The sequence below is a fragment of the Halomonas sp. I1 genome, from assembly GCF_032334135.1.
In the GTDB taxonomy this organism is placed as follows: domain Bacteria; phylum Pseudomonadota; class Gammaproteobacteria; order Pseudomonadales; family Halomonadaceae; genus Halomonas.
The window spans coordinates 24,651-43,988 of sequence record NZ_JAVXUS010000003.1 but is presented as its reverse complement, the minus strand read 5'-3'; the positions used below and the strand labels follow the sequence as shown (position 1 = coordinate 43,988).

At 66.0% G+C, this 19,338-nt stretch carries 16 protein-coding genes; 12 read left to right on the top strand and 4 right to left on the bottom strand.

Annotated elements, in window-relative coordinates; all coding sequences use genetic code 11:
* Positions 1-91: 91 nt before the first annotated feature.
* The 11 genes from RSO41_RS05675 (at position 92) to RSO41_RS05625 (ending at position 14,530) form a co-directional block, all read left to right on the top strand.
* Positions 92-1,450, top strand: coding sequence for an OprD family outer membrane porin (locus RSO41_RS05675; protein WP_315618104.1), 1,359 nt, complete (start codon positions 92-94; stop codon positions 1,448-1,450).
* Between the two features lie 83 nt (positions 1,451-1,533).
* Positions 1,534-4,266, top strand: a complete 2,733-nt coding sequence (locus RSO41_RS05670; RefSeq protein ID WP_315618103.1) for a beta-N-acetylhexosaminidase — start codon at positions 1,534-1,536, stop codon at positions 4,264-4,266.
* 96 nt (positions 4,267-4,362) lie between these two features.
* Entirely contained in the window at positions 4,363-5,169 is an 807-nt protein-coding gene (locus RSO41_RS05665) for an HAD family hydrolase (protein WP_315618102.1), read from the top strand.
* 116 nt (positions 5,170-5,285) lie between these two features.
* Entirely contained in the window at positions 5,286-6,011 is a 726-nt protein-coding gene (locus RSO41_RS05660) for a response regulator (protein ID WP_315618101.1), read from the top strand.
* A complete protein-coding gene (locus RSO41_RS05655) occupies positions 6,008-7,492 on the top strand; it encodes an ATP-binding protein (RefSeq protein ID WP_315618100.1) in 1,485 nt (494 codons plus the stop codon). Before RSO41_RS05660 ends, RSO41_RS05655 begins: the two co-directional genes overlap by 4 nt.
* A gap of 184 nt (positions 7,493-7,676) precedes the next feature.
* Positions 7,677-8,867, top strand: a complete 1,191-nt coding sequence (locus RSO41_RS05650; RefSeq protein WP_315618099.1) for an AGE family epimerase/isomerase — start codon at positions 7,677-7,679, stop codon at positions 8,865-8,867.
* 133 nt (positions 8,868-9,000) lie between these two features.
* Positions 9,001-10,278, top strand: a complete 1,278-nt coding sequence (locus RSO41_RS05645; protein ID WP_315618098.1) for an ABC transporter substrate-binding protein — start codon at positions 9,001-9,003, stop codon at positions 10,276-10,278.
* Positions 10,279-10,337: 59 nt separating this feature from the next.
* Positions 10,338-11,279, top strand: a complete 942-nt coding sequence (locus tag RSO41_RS05640) for a sugar ABC transporter permease (RefSeq protein ID WP_315618097.1) — start codon at positions 10,338-10,340, stop codon at positions 11,277-11,279.
* The gene (locus RSO41_RS05635; RefSeq protein ID WP_315618096.1) at positions 11,272-12,150 is read left to right on the top strand and encodes a carbohydrate ABC transporter permease; all 879 of its coding nucleotides are present in this window, start codon (positions 11,272-11,274) and stop codon (positions 12,148-12,150) included. Before RSO41_RS05640 ends, RSO41_RS05635 begins: the two co-directional genes overlap by 8 nt.
* A 19-nt stretch (positions 12,151-12,169) precedes the next feature.
* Positions 12,170-13,291, top strand: coding sequence for an ABC transporter ATP-binding protein (locus RSO41_RS05630; protein WP_315618095.1), 1,122 nt, complete (start codon positions 12,170-12,172; stop codon positions 13,289-13,291).
* 12 nt (positions 13,292-13,303) lie between these two features.
* On the top strand, positions 13,304-14,530 hold the full coding sequence (locus RSO41_RS05625; protein ID WP_315618094.1) for a YbiU family protein: 1,227 nt from the start codon (positions 13,304-13,306) through the stop codon (positions 14,528-14,530).
* Between the two features lie 9 nt (positions 14,531-14,539).
* On the opposite strand, the gene RSO41_RS05620 is transcribed toward RSO41_RS05625, so the two are convergent.
* Genes RSO41_RS05620 through RSO41_RS05605 form a run of 4 tightly spaced genes read right to left on the bottom strand, consistent with a single transcriptional unit; the run spans position 14,540 to position 19,193 of the window.
* Positions 14,540-15,595 carry a YcjF family protein gene (locus RSO41_RS05620; RefSeq protein WP_315618093.1) on the bottom strand — a complete coding sequence of 352 codons (1,056 nt, stop codon included), beginning with the start codon at positions 15,593-15,595 and terminating at the stop codon, positions 14,540-14,542.
* Positions 15,592-16,983, bottom strand: a complete 1,392-nt coding sequence (locus tag RSO41_RS05615; RefSeq protein WP_315618092.1) for a YcjX family protein — start codon at positions 16,981-16,983, stop codon at positions 15,592-15,594. Before RSO41_RS05615 ends, RSO41_RS05620 begins: the two co-directional genes overlap by 4 nt.
* Before the next feature lie 24 nt (positions 16,984-17,007).
* Positions 17,008-18,177, bottom strand: a complete 1,170-nt coding sequence (locus RSO41_RS05610; RefSeq protein WP_315618091.1) for an MFS transporter — start codon at positions 18,175-18,177, stop codon at positions 17,008-17,010.
* Entirely contained in the window at positions 18,168-19,193 is a 1,026-nt protein-coding gene (locus RSO41_RS05605; RefSeq protein ID WP_315618090.1) for a GlxA family transcriptional regulator, read from the bottom strand. Before RSO41_RS05605 ends, RSO41_RS05610 begins: the two co-directional genes overlap by 10 nt.
* Between RSO41_RS05605 and RSO41_RS05600 the strand changes: the two genes are divergently transcribed.
* On the top strand, positions 19,187-19,336 hold the full coding sequence (locus RSO41_RS05600) for a hypothetical protein (RefSeq protein ID WP_315618089.1): 150 nt from the start codon (positions 19,187-19,189) through the stop codon (positions 19,334-19,336). The two genes, RSO41_RS05605 and RSO41_RS05600, sit on opposite strands and share 7 nt — an antisense overlap.
* The last annotated feature ends 2 nt before the right edge of the window (positions 19,337-19,338 follow it).

The window sequence follows — 19,338 nt, the reverse complement described above, 5'->3', positions numbered from 1 at the left end:
ATGCCAACAAGCCAAGGAGATAATGATGTCGTCGTTTCATCGCCATCGCGCCATATCGACGTTGCTCAACGGGAGGCGGAGTCGCCGCCGCATGCTGATGAGTGCCGCGGCGTTATCGCTATGGCCCGCGCTGACACCGGCACTGGCTCAGGACGAGGCCGAAGGCTTCTGGAAAGGCGCCAGTCTCGATGCCAATCTCTACTACATCTACCGTGATCGTGATCGCCGTGAGGGCGGCAGGGGAGCCAACGGCGAAGGGCGCCCCGGCCGTTACGCTTCCAATCTCCAGCACTCCACCGCCAATCTGGCGCTCGACTTCTCCAGCGGCTATGCCGGTGGTGTAGTGGGGCTGGATCTGGCGGCCTTCGCCGCCTATGACGCCCAGAATCAGCATCAGGGCACGGAGTTCAACTTCCGGCCGGCGGATACCCTGTGGGACGAGCGGTGGGACGGCAAGGAGGAGAACGGTGCGAGTCTCTACCGCGCCGCCCTCAAGCTGAAGCTGGGCGACAGCTGGGCGCGGATGGGCTACCTGCAGCCCAGAGGCACCAGTGTCATCGCGCCCAACTGGTCCTACCTGCCGGGCACCTATCGAGGCGCGGAGTTTGGCACCGAGATCGGCGGTCTGTCGCTGAGTTATCTCTATACCGATGCCTACAAGGCGCCCTGGTATCGCGATGTCTATGAGTTCCGTCAGGCGGATGATCGGGAGATCGATTACCTGCACTCCCTGGGGGCGTCCTATCGCTTCGATGGCGGCGTGATGCTCGAGGCGGCGCTTGGCCAGGCCGACGACTACATGAACCAGGGATTCGCCAAGGTGTCCTGGGACACCGAGCTGGCCGGCTCGCCCCTGTCGCTGAGCTATCAGTTCTATGGTGCGAACGACGCCCACGACGACGGCTCGGTAAACGATGTTTACGACGGTACCGCCTGGCAGCAAGCGATGACGGCCCGCTATACCCGCGGTGCCTTCGACTGGCGGCTGGCGTTCACCTGGGTGCGGGCGCCCGGTTCACAGGGGTACTTCGTGCCGCGCATGACCACGCCCTATGCCTCGTCCAACGGGCGCCTCGATATCTGGTGGGACGCTCGTTCGGACTGGAATCATCACGATGAGAAGGCGATCTATGCCGGCGTCACCTATGACCTCGACGATTGGTCGTTGCCGGGCTGGGCCGTCGGCGTGTCCTACGCCCATGGTTGGGGAGCGAAACCCTATGCGGGCTATGCCGACCCGGATCGACGCTTCAGCGAACGGGCCTGGAACCTCGATGTGCATTACGTCGTGCAGGACGGCTGGGCCGAAGGAACTCGCTTCCAGCTGCACTATACCGACTATGACAACCGCACCGATTACGCCTCTTGGGGCGGGGGCGGTTTCAAGAATGCCTTTCAGGACGAGCGCGACGTGAAGTTCTTGATCGTGGCGCCGTTTTCCCTGCTGTAACCCCACGTGACCGTGTCCGGAGGTGTCCCTCCGGGCATGCCGATGTCCTTTCCATGGCCATTTCATGACAATAAGGAACAAGCATGATGACCACGAACACGACTCGCCCGATGCATGGATTCGTTCGTCGCCCTCTCGCCACGGCACTCGCTCGCCATCGCTGGCTCAAGGTCGGGGCGCTGTCACTGCTGGCGCTGCCCGGCGTCGGGCAGGCCCAGTCCGAGGAGGGCCAGGCACTGGCCGAACGCCTGGCCGATCAACTCGAGGTCGATTACCGCATTACCGCCAATCATGCCTCCGCCCATGGCGTCGACTGTCAGGCCCTGGGCGCCGACTATGCTTCCTGCTTTACCGCCACCATCGGCTTGACCAACCATGGACCCGCCATCGAGCGCGAGGACTGGTCGATCTACCTGCCCAGCATCCGACGACTGCTGCGCGTCGATAGTGACCAGGTGGATATCGAGCACCTGACCGGCGATCTCAATCGGCTCGACCCCGCTTCCGGCTTCGATGGGCTGGCGGCGGGAGAACGTCTCGAGGTCCCGGTGGTGGGGGAGTATTGGCAACTGTTCATGACCGATGTCATGCCACGCTGGTATGTGGCGGTGGGGGACGCCACCGCCACCCTCGACAGCACGGCAACGGAGAATATCGACGACTTCGTGGCACCGATCACGGGCGCGCGAATCAAGCGCACTCCCGATGACGCCAATGTGGTGATGAACGCGGCGAGGCGCTTCGAGCGCAATGCCGCGGCCAGTCCCATGCCGGAGTCGTCGCTGCGTGGGGGGATCGTGCCGTCGCCGCGCCGTCTCGAGATCGGCGCGTCCGAGGCAGACCTCTCGGCTGGCGTTGTGCTCGATGCGCCGGCGATATCGACGACCAGTCGTTCGGCGTTGGCGTCGACTTTCTCGCGACGTGGTATCGCGTTGCGCGAGGGCGAAGGCTGGCCGATCGAGGTGCGGCTGGCGGCGGACAGCTTCGAGGGTGAGCTGGCCCGGGAGGGGGCTTATCGACTTGTCTCGGATGCTCGAGGGGCTCGCATCACCGCTTTCGATGCCGCCGGCGCCTTCTACGGCGTGCAGTCGTTGTTGGGGGCCCTGGGAGCCGATGGGCACCTGCCGGCGCTGGATGTCGAGGATGCGCCACGCTTCGACTATCGCGGCGTGATGCTGGACGTGGCGCGCAACATGAAGGACAAGGCCTCGGTGCTGCGCCTGCTCGACCGGATGGCGACTTACAAGCTCAACCGTTTCCACTTCCACCTCAGCGATGACGAAGGGTGGCGGCTGGAGATTCCGGGCCTGCCGGAGCTGACCGAGGTGGGCGGCGAGCGTTGTCACGATCTGGACGAAAATGACTGCCTGTTGCCCCAGCTCGGTTCCGGGCCGACTCGGGCGACCCATGGCAGTGGCCATTTCAGTCGCGAGGATTACATCGAGATTCTGCGCTATGCCAAGGCGCGCCATATCGAGGTGATCCCCGAGATCGACATGCCGGCCCATGCCCGAGCGGCGGTGGTGGCCATGGAGGCGCGTTATCGTCGGCTGATGGCCGAAGGCGATGAACAGGCGGCCAACGAGTATCGCTTGCTGGACCCGGGAGACACCTCGAAGACGCTCTCCGTGCAGTTCTATGATCGGCAGAGTTACCTCAACCCCTGTCGCGATGCCTCCCTGCGATTCGTCGACAAGGTGGTCGGCGAGGTGGCGGCGATGCATCGCGAGGCGGGACTGGCGTTGCGCACCTGGCATTATGGTGGCGACGAGGCCAAGAACATCCTGCTCGGCAATGGGTTCCAGGACATCGACGCTGCCGAGCCGGTGGACTGGAGGGGCACCATCGACCAGAGCGACGAGAATCATCCCTGGGAAGCGTCGCCGGCCTGCCAGCGCCTGGTGGAAGAGGGCGAGGTGGCATCGGTCGAGCAATTGCCGAGCTATTTCGCCCGTCACGTCAATGACCTGGTCGCCGAGCACGGCATCGAGGGCATGTCGGCCTGGCAGGACGGCCTCAAGGATGTGGCGCATGCCGACGACTTCACGACCGAGCGGGTCGCGGTGAACTTCTGGGAGACTCTCTACTGGGGAGGCAGCGAATCGGCCGTCGACTGGCAGCAGCGTGGCTACGACGTGGTGCTCTCCAACCCGGATTATCTCTATTTCGACATGCCCTACGAGGTCAATCCTCACGAGCGGGGGTACTACTGGGCGACGCGCTTCACCGATACCCGCAAGGTGTTCTCGTTCTCCGCCGCGAGCCTGGCGCAGAATGCTGAAACCTCCCGTGATCGCGATGGCAAGACCTTCGCCGCCGAGAGTCAGCCGGCCTGGGAGGGCGCCCTGGGGCTTTCCGGCCAGGCCTGGAGCGAGACGGTGCGCACCGAGGCGCAGATGGAGTCGATGGTCTTTCCCCGGCTGCTGGCCCTGGCCGAGCGAGCCTGGCACCGCGCCGACTGGGAGCGTGATCCGGTGGCGGGGCTTACCTACGAGGGCGGGGTCACCGAGCATGTCGATCGACAGGCCTTGATGAGTGATTGGCAGCGTTTTGCCAACCTGCTGGGGCAACGTGAGCTGCCGCGGCTCGAGGCGGCGGGCATCGGCTATCGGCTGCCGCTGCCCGGCGGCAGAGTCGAGGAGGGCCGGCTGGTCGCCAACGTGGCCTTGCCGGGTGTCGCCATCGAGGTCTCGCAGGATGGCGGCAAGACCTGGCAAGCCTACGACGATGCGGCGAGGCCCGAGGTCGACGGTGACGTCCTGCTGCGGACCGTCAGCCGCGACGGGCAGCGCCACAGCCGTTCCGTTTCGCTCTAACTGCATGGCTCGTCGCGCCGCGCCGCTCCCGCCGGGCGGCATGCGGTGCGATGGGCTGCTAGACTGGCCGCTCATTCATCGTGTGAGGGACAACGCATGACGGCTCACCTGATCGTCACGGATCTCGACGGCACCCTTCTCGGCGCCGATCACGCCCTGGCGGACGTGACGGTTGATACCCTGCGGGCCCTGGCGGGGCAGGGGCACCACATCGTGCTGGCCTCCGGTCGGCACTATCGCGATATCCTGGCGTTCCGCGACCGGCTGGACATCGACGCCCACATCATCAGCACCAACGGGGCCTATACGCATGCGCCGGACGGACGCCTGGTCAAGGCGCACCATCTACCGACCGGGCTGGCACGTGAATTGATCCGGCTACCGCGTCCCGAGGCGGTACGGCTCAACCTCTACCATGACGATGAATGGCTGATCGATGCGCCGGCCCCTGAACTGCTGGCCCTGCATGCGCATACGGGATTCGGCTATCGGGTGGCCGACCTCGACGACCTGGATGGCGAGGGCGTGGGCAAGGTGCTCTACATCGGTGATCCTGCCGCGCTCGGTGAGCTGGAGCTGCAGGCACGCCACCGGGCGGAGCGGGAGTTGCACATCACCTATTCCATGGACAACTCGCTGGAGATCATGGCCGGCGGGGTGAACAAGGGGGCGGCCCTGACCGCCTTGCTGGCGCAACTGGACATCCCGACCGAGCGTTGCCTGGCCTTCGGCGACAATCGCAACGATATCGAAATGCTCGATCTGGTCGGCGAGGCCCACGTGATGGCCAATGGCCATCCGGCCCTGGCCGAGGCGGTCCCCGGCGCAATGCGCATCGGCTCCCACGATCAGGCTGCCGTGGCGCAACGGCTGATCGAGCGCTTCGCACTCTCGCTGTCATGACCGGGTGTTGCCACCTTGGTGGTATCGCCAGCGCCCGGGGACGCGCCTAGAGTATCGGGCATGACGAAACTCGACACGGCGCTCGCCGAGCGCCACCGATGCGGGTGACAGTGCCGATGACGACCTCTGCCGCCACTCTGGTCGTGGTCGATGATGACCCGGAAATCCGCGACCTGCTCGCCGACTACCTGACGCGCCATGGTTACCGTGCCCTGATGGCCGAGGACGCGGAGGCGTTGCATGCCCTGCTCGCCACCGAGCGTCCCGATCTGTTGATCGTCGACCTGATGCTGCCCGGCGACGACGGCTTCGCCATCTGTCGCGACGTGCGCCGGGACAGTGACATGCCGATCATCATGTTGACCGCCAGCCCGGATGAAACCGATCGGATTCTCGGGCTGGAGCTCGGTGCCGACGACTATCTGGGCAAGCCCTTCAACCCCCGCGAGCTGCTGGCTCGCGTCAAGGCGGTACTGCGTCGCTGTCGGCCCCGCGACGGGACGGGCGCATCGGGGATGGCGAGGGTCGTGGCCTTCGGCGACTGGCGTCTGGACCGTGTGACTCGCGAATTGATCGATGAGCGTGGCGCGCGCAGCGCCCTGTCCGGGGCCGATTTCTCGTTGCTGCAGGTCTTTCTCGACCATGCCGAGCAGGTACTCTCCCGCGAGGCGCTGTTCGACCTGACCCGCGGGCGTCCGGCGCCGCCGCTGGACCGTTCCATCGACGTGCACGTCTGTCGGCTGCGCCAGCGGTTGGGCGAGGACGCCCAGCACTCGCAGTTGATCCGCACCGTGCGCGGCACGGGATATGTGCTGGCGGCTCGGGTGGACGTGATCGCGTGAGGCGTGTCATCTGGCGGCGCTGGCGCCGCTCGCTGGCGCGCCTGTTGCCGCGATCCCTGCGTGGCCGTTTCCTGTTGATCATGGTGGTCGGGGTGCTGGGCGCACAGCTCGCCAGCTACGCCATCTGGACGGCTCAGGCGCGCGATGGCCAACTCGCCCGGCTCGACGAGCTGTCGAGCAACACCGCCTATAGCGTGGCCTCCACGGTGCGCTTCTTTCGTTCCCTGCCCTATGACTATCGCCACATCGTACTCGACCAGCTGCGCGACATGGGGGGCACACGCTTCTTCGTCAGCGTCAACGATCATCGTATCGAGGTGGACGATATTGGCGAGGGGCCGGAAAAAGCCCTGGTGATCGACAACTTCCACGGTGTACTGCGCGACGAACTCGGCGTGATGGATGCCGAGGTGACCTTTACCGAGCCCGATACCCTGCGCTTGCTCAATAATGAGGTGCTGTTGCGGGACATGCCGCCGCGCTGGGGACAGCACAGCCTGATGAGTGCGCCCTTGTCGCAGCCCATCCTGGTGGTACAACTGCCGCTGGAGCGAGATCAGTGGCTCTATGTCGCCACCTTGTTGCCGGTATCGGATGTCTTCCGTGGCGGCAATTGGCTGTCCGGAGATCGGCTGTTCGTGGCTTTGATCGTGCTGCTGACCGTCATCGGTCTGTCCTGGCTCGGCATTCGCAGTGCCACCCGGACCCTGGCGCGACTGTCGCGGGCCGCTCGACGCCTGGGAGACGACCTCGACAGCCCACCGCTCAGTGAGGGAGGCCCTCGCGAAGTGGCAGCGACCGCCATTGCCTTCAACCGCATGCAGAGACGTATCCAGCATCAGGTGGAGGAGCGCGAGCGACTCTTTTCGGCGATTTCCCATGACCTCAAGACACCCATTACCCGATTGCGCCTGCGCGCCGAGATGCTCGACGATCCGTCGCTGCGTGAGCGTTTCTGCGCCTCCCTGGACGAACTGGACCAGCTGGTAAAGGGGGCGCTGGCCTCGGTCAAGGGCCTCGATATGCACGAGGAGATCGAGACCATCGACCCTCGTGCGATATTCGACGAGCTGGCCGCCGAGTTGGCATTGCAGGGGGGAGAGGTCCGGGTATCGGGCGATGCCGCGCCGCTGGCCGTCAAACCCCTGGCCTTCAAGCGTTGCCTTACCAATCTGCTGGAGAATGCCATCTTCTATGGCCAGTGCGCCGAGGTGCGGCTCGAGGATACGCCGGCTCATCTGCAGGTGATGATCCGCGACCATGGTCCCGGTATCGCTGCGGCGCAGCGCGAGCGGGTCTTCTCGCCCTTTGTACGGCTCGAGCCGTCGCGCAGTCGCCACACCGGCGGCAGCGGTCTGGGGCTGGGCATCGCCCGGCACATCATTCAGGCGCATGGCGGGCAGCTGGCGCTGGACAACCACCCCGACGGCGGGCTGGTGGTAAGCCTGATCGTTCCCCGAACGGATACCGAGACGCTCTGACACTCCCTGCCCACCGCGCTTCGCGGTGCGCGCTTGTATCACCGCCCGACTGGGCGATGCTTTACGCGCTGTTTGGTAACACTTTGCAATATCAGGAAAGATGGCGGCATCGCCGTGGCGCCTTACAGTGTTCAAGAACGCATCTGTCCCGATTCCGATCAACCACCCGGAGGGAGCTAGTCTCTTGAACATCTTCGATCCCGACTTTCTCGATGCCCATGTACGCGAGACCATGGCGTTCTATCACCCGCGCGCCATCGATCCGCAGGGGGGGTTCTTCCATTACCTGCGTGACGATGGCGAGATCCTCGATCGTTGGCACCGTCATCTGGTATCGAGCGCTCGGTATGTCGTGATTTATGCCCGCTTTGCCCGGCACAGCGGCGAGGCGGAATATCGGCGTTGGGCGCGTCACGGACTCGACTACCTGGAAGGTGTCCATTTCCGGACGGCCTATCAAGGCTATGCCTGGACCTTGTACGACGGCGAGGTGGAGGACGACACCAACCACTGTTATGGGCTGGCCTTCGTGCTGCTGGCCTATGCCGAAGCGCTCAAGGCCGATGTGCCGGGAGCCCGGCAAGGTCTCTACGCGACCCACGACATGTTGCAGCGACGGTTCTGGGAACCGCACCACGGGCGCTTCGCCGATGAGGCCGACCGACACTGGCGGGTGTCCGGCTATCGCGGTCAGAACGCCAACATGCACGGCTGCGAGGCGCTGATATCGGCCTTCGAGGCGACCGGCGACGCGACGTTTCTGAGCCAGGCGATGACCATCGCCCGAGCCATCGTCGGCGCCAATCGCGATCATGAGCATGGCTGGATCTGGGAACATTACGACGACCAGTGGCGGCCCGACTGGGACTACAACCGTGATGACCCGAGTCACCTGTTTCGTCCCTGGGGCTACCAGGTGGGGCACCAGACCGAATGGGCCAAGCTGCTGGTCATGCTCGAACGACATCGTCCCGAGGCCTGGCTGTTGCCTGCCGCCGAGCGTCTCTTTTCGAGCAGCGTGGCGGCCGGCTGGCATCCGGACTCTGGCGGCCTGGTCTACGGACTCGACCTGGGCGGCAACATCTGTGACGCCGACAAGTACTTCTGGGTGCAGGCCGAAAGCTTTGCGGCGGCCGCCATGCTGGGTGCAAGAACGGGACGCGATGACTACTGGCGCTGGTACGAGCGGCTCTGGGACTACAGCTGGCGCCATTTCATCGATCACCGGCATGGCGGCTGGTATCGCATCCTGACCCCGGACAACCGCCGCTATTCCGACGTCAAGAGCCCGGCGGGCAAGGTCGACTATCACACCATGGGAGCCTGTCACGACGTGATCGAGGCCCTGGGGCGGTGGCATGTTTCAGCCTCGTAACATCTCGGCAATACTACCCAGTACTTGGTAACCCCGCCCGGGCACTGAAGTGCGTTAGCGTGTCATGAGCCGCCAGTGGCGGCGTATCAGGATGATGAACACGACAATCAACAACACTTCAGGAGACGTCATCATGCGCGCATTCACGACTCTTCCCCGGCTTCGCAAGCCACTGCTGGGCCTGGCGATGGCCGGGGCCCTGGGCACCGCCGGGCAGGTTCAGGCCGGTGAGGTGGAAGTCCTGCACTGGTGGACCTCCGGCGGGGAGGCCAAGGCAGTGGGCGAGTTGCGCGACCTGCTCGAGGCGGAAGGCCATGAGTGGAAGGACTTCGCCGTGGCCGGTGGCGCCGGCGACAGCGCCATGACGGTGCTCAAGTCGCGGGCGATGTCGGGCAACCCGCCGGCGGCGGCGCAGATCAACGGACCGGAGATCCAGGAATGGGGCGAGCTCGGCCTGCTCGGCAACCTCGACGCCGTGGCCGAGGAGGGCAACTGGGAGGAATTGCTGCCCGAGGTGGTGTCCGACATGATGCGTCACGACGGCCACTACGTAGCGGTGCCGGTCAACGTGCACCGGGTCAACTGGCTGTGGGCCAATCCCGAGGTGCTGGACGATGCCGGCGTCGAGATGCCGACTACCTGGGATGAACTGTTCGCCGCCGGCGAGACCCTGAGTGAGGCGGGGTACGTGCCATTGGCCCATGGCGGTCAGCCCTGGCAGGACGCCACCACCTTCGAAAGTGTGGTGCTGAGTCTCGGCGGCAGCGACTTCTATCGTCGCGCTTTTGTCGATCTCGACGAACAGACGCTGCAGAGCGACACCATGGTCGAGGCGTTGACGACCTTCAAGCGCCTGCGCGAGTTGATGGACGAGGGCATGCCGGGGCGTGACTGGAACCAGGCCACGGGCATGGTGATCGACGGCGAGGCCGCCATGCAGATCATGGGTGACTGGGCCAAGGGTGAGTTCACCGCCGCCGACATGAAGGCCGGCGAGGATTACGTCTGCGCCCCGGTGCCGGGCACCGAGGATGCCTTCACCTTCAATATCGACAGCTTCGCCATGTTCCAGCTCGGCGATGAATCCGCGCGACAAGCGCAACAGACCCTGGCCCGCTTGATCCTGGAGCCGGATTTCCAGAAGACCTTCAATCAGATCAAGGGCTCGATCCCCGCGCGCCCCGACCTCGACATGAGCGGCTTCGACAGCTGCGCCAAGCGTTCCATGGAAGACTTCCAGGCGGCGCGTGACGCCGACACCCTGGTGCCCAGCATGGCGCATCGCATGGCCATGCGCAGCGATGTACAGGGCGCTTTCTTCGATATCATCACCAACTACTTCAACTCGAGCGACATGACTGCCGAGCAGGCCGCCGAGCGGCTGGTGCAGGCCGCCAAGCTGGCCATGTGATGTCCATGCGGCGCCCGCCGGAGCGGGCGTCGTATTCTTCTCGAGCCTGAGGTAGTCCTATGAAATCCGTTTCGACTCCCGGGGAGGCGGCGCGGCCTGGCGGCGCGCCGGTCTCGCGTCCCAGCGTGACCGGTCATCTCCAGGCCTGGTTGCCCAAGCTGGTGCTGGCGCCGTCCGTGGTGATTTCGCTGTGCTTCGTCTACGGCTTCATGCTGTGGACCTTCATCCTCTCCCTGACCGATTCGCGCATGCTGCCGAGCTACGATTTCGTCGGCTTCACTCAATATGCGCGACTGATGAACAACGAACGCTGGTGGGTGGCGGCCACCAATCTGGGCATATTCGGCGCGCTCTTCGTCGGTCTCTGCCTGGTGCTGGGGGCGGGGCTGGCGATCCTGCTCGATCAGCGCATCCGCCGCGAGGGCGTGTTGCGAACCCTCTATCTGTACCCCATGGCGCTGTCATTCATCGTCACCGGGGTGGTGTGGAAATGGCTGCTCAATCCCGGTCTCGGCATCCAGGCCATGGTGCGAGGCTGGGGCTTCGAGTCCTTCACCTTCGATTGGCTGGTGGATCCGGACATGGCCGTCTACACCCTGGTGATCGCCGCAGTATGGCAGGCTTCGGGCTTTGTCATGGCGCTCTTCCTGGCGGGACTGCGCGGCATCGACGACAGCATCCTCAAGGCCGCCCAGCTCGATGGTGCGAGCCTGCCGCGCGTCTACTGGCGGGTCGTGATGCCGTGCCTGCGTCCCGTGGTGTTCAGTGCGGTCATGATCCTCTCGCACATCGCCATCAAGAGCTTCGATCTGGTGGTAGCGCTGACGGGTGGCGGTCCGGGCTATTCCTCGGACCTGCCGGCGACCTTCATGTATGCCCATGCCTTTTCCCGGTCTCAGATTGGCATGGGGTCGGCCAGCGCCATTCTGATGCTGGGCGGCGTCCTGGCGATCCTGGTGCCTTATCTCTATTCGGAATTGCGGAGTCGTCGACATGGATAATGTGATTCGCGCCCGGACCCCGGCGGCGCGCGCCTGGCGCCTGGCGCTGCACCTGGTGCTGATCCTGGCGGCACTCTGGTATCTGCTGCCGCTGGCGGTGATGGTGCTGACGTCCATCAAGCCCTTGGACGAGATCGGGGCCGGCAGTCTGCTGGCGCTGCCCGACAATCCGACGCTGGCGCCCTGGCTGAAGGCCTGGGGCTCGGCCTGCACCGGCATGCGCTGCGACGGCGTTAGCGGCTACTTCTGGAACTCCTTCGCCATCGTGATCCCGGCGGTGGCCATCGCCACCCTGATCGGGGCCCTGAACGGCTATGCCTTGACCAAGTGGCGCTTCAAGGGGGCCGAACTGGTGTTCGCCATGATGCTGTTCGGCTGCTTCATCCCGTTCCAGGTCATCCTGTTGCCCATGGCACAGACGCTCGGCTGGTTGGGGCTGTCGAGTTCACGGGTCGGCTTGATATTCGTGCACGTGGTGTTCGGCATTGCCTTCACCACGCTGTTCTTTCGCAATTTCTACGTGTCGATACCCGACGAACTGGTCTCGGCGGCCAAGCTCGACGGCGCGGGCTTCTTCCGCATCTTCTGGCGGATCCTGCTGCCGGTCTCCAAGCCGATCATCGTGGTCTCGGTGATCTGGCAGTTCACCCAGATCTGGAACGACTTCCTGTTCGGGGTGGCCTTCTCGGGCCACGACACCCAGCCGGTGACGGTGGCGCTCAACAATCTGGTCAACACCTCTACCGGGGTGAAGGAATACAACGTCGATATGGCCGCCGCCATGATCGCCGCGCTGCCGACCCTGGTGGTCTATGTACTGGCCGGCAAGTATTTCGTCCGGGGGCTCACCGCCGGCTCGGTAAAAGGATAACAACGCGAGGTAATTCGCCATGTCAGCTCTGGAAATCGACAATGTCTGCAAGGAATTCGGTACGACCCGGGTGCTCGAGGAGGTCAGCCTGGCCATCGACTCCGGTGAGTTCCTGATCCTGGTGGGGCCATCGGGGTGCGGCAAGTCGACTCTGATGAATGCCATCGCCGGCCTGGAGCCGGTCACGTCGGGGCGCATCCTGGTCGGCGGCGACGACATCACCTGGCGAACCCCCGCCGAGCGCGACATTGCCATGGTCTTTCAGTCCTATGCGCTCTATCCGAGCATGACGGTGCGCGGCAATATCGCCTTCGGCCTGGAAATGCGCAAGGTGCCCAAGGCCGAGCGCGAGGCCGCCGTGGAACGGGTCGCCGACCTGCTGCAGATCTCGCACCTGCTGGATCGCAAGCCGGCGCAGCTTTCCGGTGGCCAGCGTCAGCGCGTGGCCATGGGGCGCGCCCTGGCGCGGGAGCCGCAGATCTATCTCTTCGATGAGCCCCTCTCCAATCTCGATGCCAAGCTGCGTGTCGAGATGCGCACCGAGATCAAGAAGCTTCACCAGCGGCTGGGGACCACCATCGTCTATGTGACGCATGACCAGATCGAGGCCATGACCCTGGCCGACAGCATTGCCGTGATGCGCGATGGTCGTATCCTGCAGCTGGGTTCGCCGGACGAAGTCTACAACAACCCGGCGGACATGTTCGTGGCGGGCTTCATGGGGTCGCCCTCGATGAACTTCATCGAGGCACGGCTGGATGGCGAATCCGGAGCGTATCGGCTGCACATCGCCACCGACGGCGAAGCGGAACTGACGCTGCCGTGGCCGGCATCCCGCGAAACGCCGGCGCTGGCCGAGTACGTCGGGCGGACGTTGACGCTCGGGCTGCGACCCGAGCACTTCGCCGAGGAGGATGCGCGGCTGGGCGATCGGGCCGAGGGCACGCCACTCTCGGCCAGGGTCAGCGTGGTCGAGCCTACCGGGGCCGATATCCTGCTGCGCCTGCCGCTCGGTGACACCGAGATCACGGCCCGGGTAGGGCCCGATTGCCGCGTTGCTCCGGGCGAGCGGTTAGGCCTGCGCGTCGACATGCGGCGTGCCGTGCTGTTCGAAGCCGAAACCGAAGCTCGCCTGGCCTGAGGAGAGAACGCCATGACACAGGAATTCACCGAGCTTTCCGACACGATTCGCGAGACCAAGCGGCGTCTGAAGCGCGACCTGCCGGGCTACCGTGATGCCTTCGAACGTGCCCGGGACGACATCCTGGCACAGATCGAGCGCATCCAGGCGGAGCGCGTCGCCGGCGAGCAGCCGATACCCCGCTTCGCGGCCGATGATCTCATCGCCGGTCGACTCTCCGAAGCCGATCGGCAGCGCATTCGCCAGCGCGGTGCCTGTGCCGTCGCGGGGGTCTTCCCGGCCGAGCGAGCACGCCACTGGAATACACAGATCGGTGATTACCTCGACCGAAATCGCTTCATGGAACGCCTGGCGAATGCTGCCGAGGATTCGTATTTCGGCGAGCTCGAGCAGGGCAAGCCGCAGATCTACGGCGTCTACTGGTCGTCGCCCCAGGTGCAGGCGCGTCAGGACGAGCGGCTTTGCGACGTGCAGGTGTTCCTCAACCGCCTGTGGGATGCCGGTGAAGAGTTCGATCCTGGCCACCTGGCCAGCTATGTCGACCGGCTGCGCCGCCGGCCGCCTGGTTCCGGCAGCCTGGGACTGTCGCCGCATGTCGATGGCGGCTCCGTGGAGCGCTGGCTCGACGAGGGGTTTCGCCACGTCTATCGGCATGTCTTCCGCGGAGCGCCCGAGCGCTTCGACCCCTTCGCAGGCCTGGGACGCACGCAAGTACGCGAGATCGCCTCGCCGGCGGTATGTTCGATGTTCCGCACCTTCCAGGGCTGGACGGCGCTGACGCCGCAACGCTCGGGCGCCGGGACCCTGAACCTGATTCCCGTCGCCAACGTGATGAGCTATCTGCTGCTGCGGGCCTTGCAGGACGATGTCCCGGAGGACGACCTGTGCGGTGCGCGGCCCGGCCGTGCGCTCTCGATCGATCCTCATTGGCACGCGCCCCTGTTGGAGGCCCTGACGCCGATCCCGGATCTCGATCCCGGCGATACCATCTGGTGGCACTGTGACGTGGTGCACGCCGTGGACCCCGAGCATGAAGGCGAGTATGACAGCAACGTCATGTATATCGGGGCCGCCCCCTGGTGCGACAAGAACGCGGCCTACCTGCCGGGGCAATGGCAGGCCTTCGTCGAGGGACGCACGCCGCCCGATTTCGCCCCGGACGACTTCGAGGTCGACTTCACCGGCCGCGCACGGCCGGCGGATCTCGGCGAGCGGGGGCGTCAGCAGATGGGAGGGTAAATCGAGCCTTCAAGATGAGGGCTTGTCCTTGTCCTCCAGGCGGCGCAGTTGCTGCCAGAGCTCCCGGCGCAAGTCGGCCAGGCGCGGGCGTTCCGTGTCGTCGAACGTCAGCGGGCGGGTCAGGCGCTGGGTGCGTAGCCCGAGTCGTGCGCCCAGCAGGCCGACGCCGAGACCCTGGGCGGCCCGGGTGGAAAGCCGGCCGGCGAGATCCAGCGAGAGCATCTGCATGCTGGCGTCGCTGGCCAGCTCCGTGGCGCCGGCGAAGGCCATCTGCCGGAGCACGTCGCGCAGCAGGCTGATCCGGGCGGCGTAGCCGAGTTCCAGTCCGTAGAGTCGGCACAGCCGGTCGATCATGGCCAGGTGACGCCAGGCGACCAGGCCCATGTCGACCAGAGTCAGCGGCGAGACCGCCACCATGACGGCGGTCTCGCCGCTCATGCGCGATATCAGTCGCCGTGCCTCGCGGTCGCGGGGCGCCAGCAGGTGATGGGCCAGCAGCGGGGCGAGATCCCGGCCGTCGTGATGGGGCTCGCGTGCGGCGAGAAAGCCTTGCCAGTGAGGATGATCGTCATGCAGGTCGAGCTGGGTCTTGAGGCGTCGTGCCAGCGCCATGGCCTGCTCGGGTGAGCACTCGGGCAGTCGGGTGAGTGCCTCGCGCAGGCGGTTGTGCCGGCCGAGTCGGCGCAGCCGCCAGAGTTCACGCAGGATCGCCAGACCGCCCAGTCCCACGGCGCCGAGCCCGAGCAGCTGCCAGCCGGTGGTCAGCCAGTCGCCGCTGGCCACGCTGGCGGGCAGACCGGTGACGAACTCGGCCGCGCCCAGGCCCAGTGCGCCGGCGAGCATGCCGAGCAGTCCCCAGCGCCGCTTGCGCGGTCGGCCGAGATGTGTCGACGGATCCGGGTGCACGCGATCGTCCGGCTCGTCGCCCGGGGACAGGGCTCGACTCGCCAGGTCGCTGTCGAAGCGGCGGGCCGGCGCCGGGTCCGGCTCGCGCGTGGGCGTCTCGGACTCGAACCGCTGACCCGGTCTGGGGTCCGGCGTGTCCCGTTGAGGGGCGTCGTTCATGTCAACTTGTCTCCGATCAGCCAGTCGAGGGCGGCATCCATGCGGATATGGGGCAAGGGACCGGGTGCCCGTGGCAGGGGGCGAAAGGCCGTGAAATCAAAACCCTGGCGCGACCAGAAAGCGGCGTCGGGCAGGCGTGTGGGCACTTCGCCGGGAAAGGTCAGCACGGACTCGCCGTTCAAGTCGGTACCGCGCAGGGCCGGCGTCGTGCGCCCCTGGCGGGTGACTTCGCGGACCTCGGTGGCGCGCACCGAGGCCAGGGAGAGGGCCTTGACGGGCACGTTGGCGAAGCGCAGGTCCTTGAGCGGCTCGACCAGCAAGGCTTCGAGCAATGCCACCAGGCGCACATGTTGCTCGGGGGTAACGTGGTCGGCCTTGGTGGCGGCGATGGCCAGCCGGTCGATACGCGGCGTGAACAATCGCGACAGCAGGCTGCGCTGACCGTAATCGAAGCTCTGCATCAAGCGGGACAGGGCGCGCGACAGGTCCTCGAAGCGTTCCGGACCGGCATTGAGGGCGCCGAGCACATCGATGAGCACGATCTGGCGATCGAAGCGCCGGAAATGGTTTCGGTAGAAAGGCCGCACGATATGCTGCTGATAGTAGGTGAACCGCCTCGACAGGGTGGCGTAGAGGCTGGTGTCGGGCAGAGCTGCCAGGGCCTCGGGCGTCCAGTCGTCGAGACCGGGCAGGGGGAAGAACTGCAGTACCGGGGCGCCGGCCAGGTCGCCGGGCAGCAGGAAGCGGCCGGGTTGAAGGTCGGAGAAACCGGCCTCGCGAGCCGCGCGCAGGCCAACGGCGTAGTGCTCGGCGAGTTCGGCGAGACGCGCTTCGTCGACGTCGCTGGCGGGGTCCAGATCGGCGATGGCGGCGTGCCACTCCTCGAACAGGGCGCGTCGGGCGGGGCCGTCGCCCTCGCATTGTGTGCGGCTCCAGCTGGCGAAGTCGTGATCGAGCAGCGGCAGATCGAGCAGCCATTCCCCCGGATAGTCGAACAGGTCGAGCGTCAGTTCGGCGGTATGGCCGCGCCACCAGGTAGCGTGGGCGCGGCGGTAGCGGATTTTCAGACGCAGTTCGCTGATGCCACGAGTCGGTGTCGGCCAGCTCGGAGGCTCGCTGCCGAGGGCCTGCATCGCCTGATCATACGGGAAACGTGGCACGCCCAGGTCCTGCTGGGCGACGCGCTGGGCGCCGAGCAGCCGTTGCTCCCGGGCGGCGGCGAGCAGGTCCAGCCGTGCCTCGAGGCCGGCGTGTCGGAGCTGGTCGACCAGCGAAGTGAGAAAGGCGGTCTTGCCGGCGCGTGACAGGCCGGTGACCGCCAGGCGTAACTGGCGGTCACGGCCGCGTTCGATCAGGTCCTGCAGGTCGCGTGTCAAATCCTGGGGCATTCAAGGGTCCGCCTGGCGTCCATGTCAGCCTCTAATCTGTGGGCGATGGGCGCGGAAGGCAAGGCCGAGCAGCACCAGGGGCACGGCGCACAACGGGATCAGCACGACATTGAGCAGCGGCCAGCCCAGGCTGGAGGCTGCGGGTCCCGCCAGCAGCGCGGTGATCGCCGCGGTGGAGAACACCAGGAATTCGTTGGCGGCCTGGGTGCGGGCCTTCTCGGCAGGGCTGTGTGTTTCCGTGAGTAGACCGGTGGCCGGCAGAAAGGTGAAGTTCCAGCCCACCCCGAGCAGGATCAGGCCGCCGTGAAAGCCCGCCAGGCCGGCGTCGAACTGGGCGGTCAGGGCACTGGCGATCAGCAGCAGGCAGCCGCAGGCGATCATCCGTGGCGCCCCGAAACGGGCGGTCAACCGGCCGGTCACGAAGGACGGCAGGAACATGGCCACCACGTGCCACTGAATGGTAGCGGCGACGTGATCGAAATTGTGCCCGGCCTCGGCCATTGCCAGCGGCGTGGCGGTCATGGCCAGGTTCATCACGCCGTAGCCGACCATGGCACTGACCACCGCCAGCACGAAGACCGGCTGGCGAACGATCTCGCTCAATGGGCGCCGTTCGCCGGCGGTGGCGTCGTGGGTGCCGGCGGGCATGCGCACGAAGGCAAGCAGGACCAGGGCGAACAGATAGAGTGCGCCCAGACCGATGAAACTGCCCAGATAGGGGGTGTCGGCCAGGCTGTGACTGTGGCGTGCCAGCCAGGGACCGAAGAAGGCCGCCAGTACGCCCCCGCCCATCACCAGGCCGATGGCGCGGTCGCGTCCTCCTTCGGGGGCGGCCTCGACGGCGGCGAAGCGATAGAGCTGGCCGAAGCCGATGCCGATCCCGATCAGCCAGGTGGCGATCAGGAACAGGCCGAAGCGCTGCGAGTGCAAGGCGAGCACGGCGAGGCACGCACCGGCGATGCCCATCAGGTTGCCGAGCACAAAGCCGCGACGGCGCCCCAGCCTGGCCATGATCAAGGAGGCCGGGATGGTGGCGCACATCAGGCCCAGCCACTGCGTTGCCACTGGTGCGGTGGACCAGGCAGGGGCCGGAGCGAGCTGGGCGCCGATGAGCGGGGAGACGGCGATCAGCAGGATATTGCCGCTCACCAGCAAGGCCTGGCAGAGCGAGAGCAGGGAAACGGTCAGGGGCATGGGGCCTCCTCGGTAGGCGGGGTATGGGGGCGGGCGCCGAAGCGTTGGCGATAGACCGATGGCGAGACGCCATACCGGCGGTGGAAGAGCCGCCGCAGTTGTTCGGCGTGGCCCAATCGCCACCGGGCGGCCAGGCGTTCGAGCGATGGGCCGGGGCAGGCGTCGAGCAGGTGCATGCGTGCGCCTTCCAGTCGCAGGCGGGTCAGGTAGGCGCCTGGTGTGGTGTCCAAGTGACGCCGGAACAGTCGCGACAGATGACGCGGCGTGACCGACACCTGCGCCGCCATGCTCTCGAGGTCATGATCGGCGGCGGGGTCGGCGTGCAGGTGGTCGAGCAGTTCGCGCAAGGGGCCGGTCGTTCGTTGCTGATGCAACAGCGCCTCGCTGAACTGGGCCTGGCCACCCGGACGGTGCAGGAACATCACCAGTTCGCGGGCGACGCGGCCCGCGAGAGCGGTGCCGTGGTCGGCTTCGACCAGTGACAAGGCAAGATCGATGCCCGCTGTCACACCGGCGCTGGTATAGCGGTCGCGATCGTTGACGTAGAGGGCATCGGGCTCGACACGTACCCGCGGATGGGTCTGTGCCAGCATGTCGGCATGGCGCCAGTGGGTAGTGGCTCGGTGGTCGTCGAGTAGCCCGGCCCGGGCCAACAGGAAGGCACCCGTGCAGATGGCGCCGAGGCGCCTGATATGCGGTGCCATCTCGCTTAGCTCGTCGAGGTGGTGTCCGGCCCGGCATTCGGCGAAGATTCCACTGCCGCCGGCAATCAGCAAGGTGTCCGGGGCGCCGAGGGATGCCAGTCCCTGCCAGTCGAGGTCGGCCATCATCATCAGGCCGCCGTTGGTGACCAGGGTGCCGGGGGAACGGGCAACCAGGCTCAGCTCGTAGAGTGTCCGGTCGGCGAGCGCGTTGGCGCTGGCGAAGACCTGCCAGGGGCCGGCGACATCAAGCACCTGGCAGTCGGGATAGGCGAGCAGCGCGACGCGACGTGCATGGGGTAATGGGGATGTCATCGACGACTCCTGAGCGCAACGGCATGCCCTGGAGTCTGGCGGAAGGCGAAGGTGTCCACAATGACCAATATCCCACCGAAAAGGACATGGTGGTGCCGGAAACGACGACGCCCCGCATGGCAGCGGGGCGTCGAGGCGGGTGAGG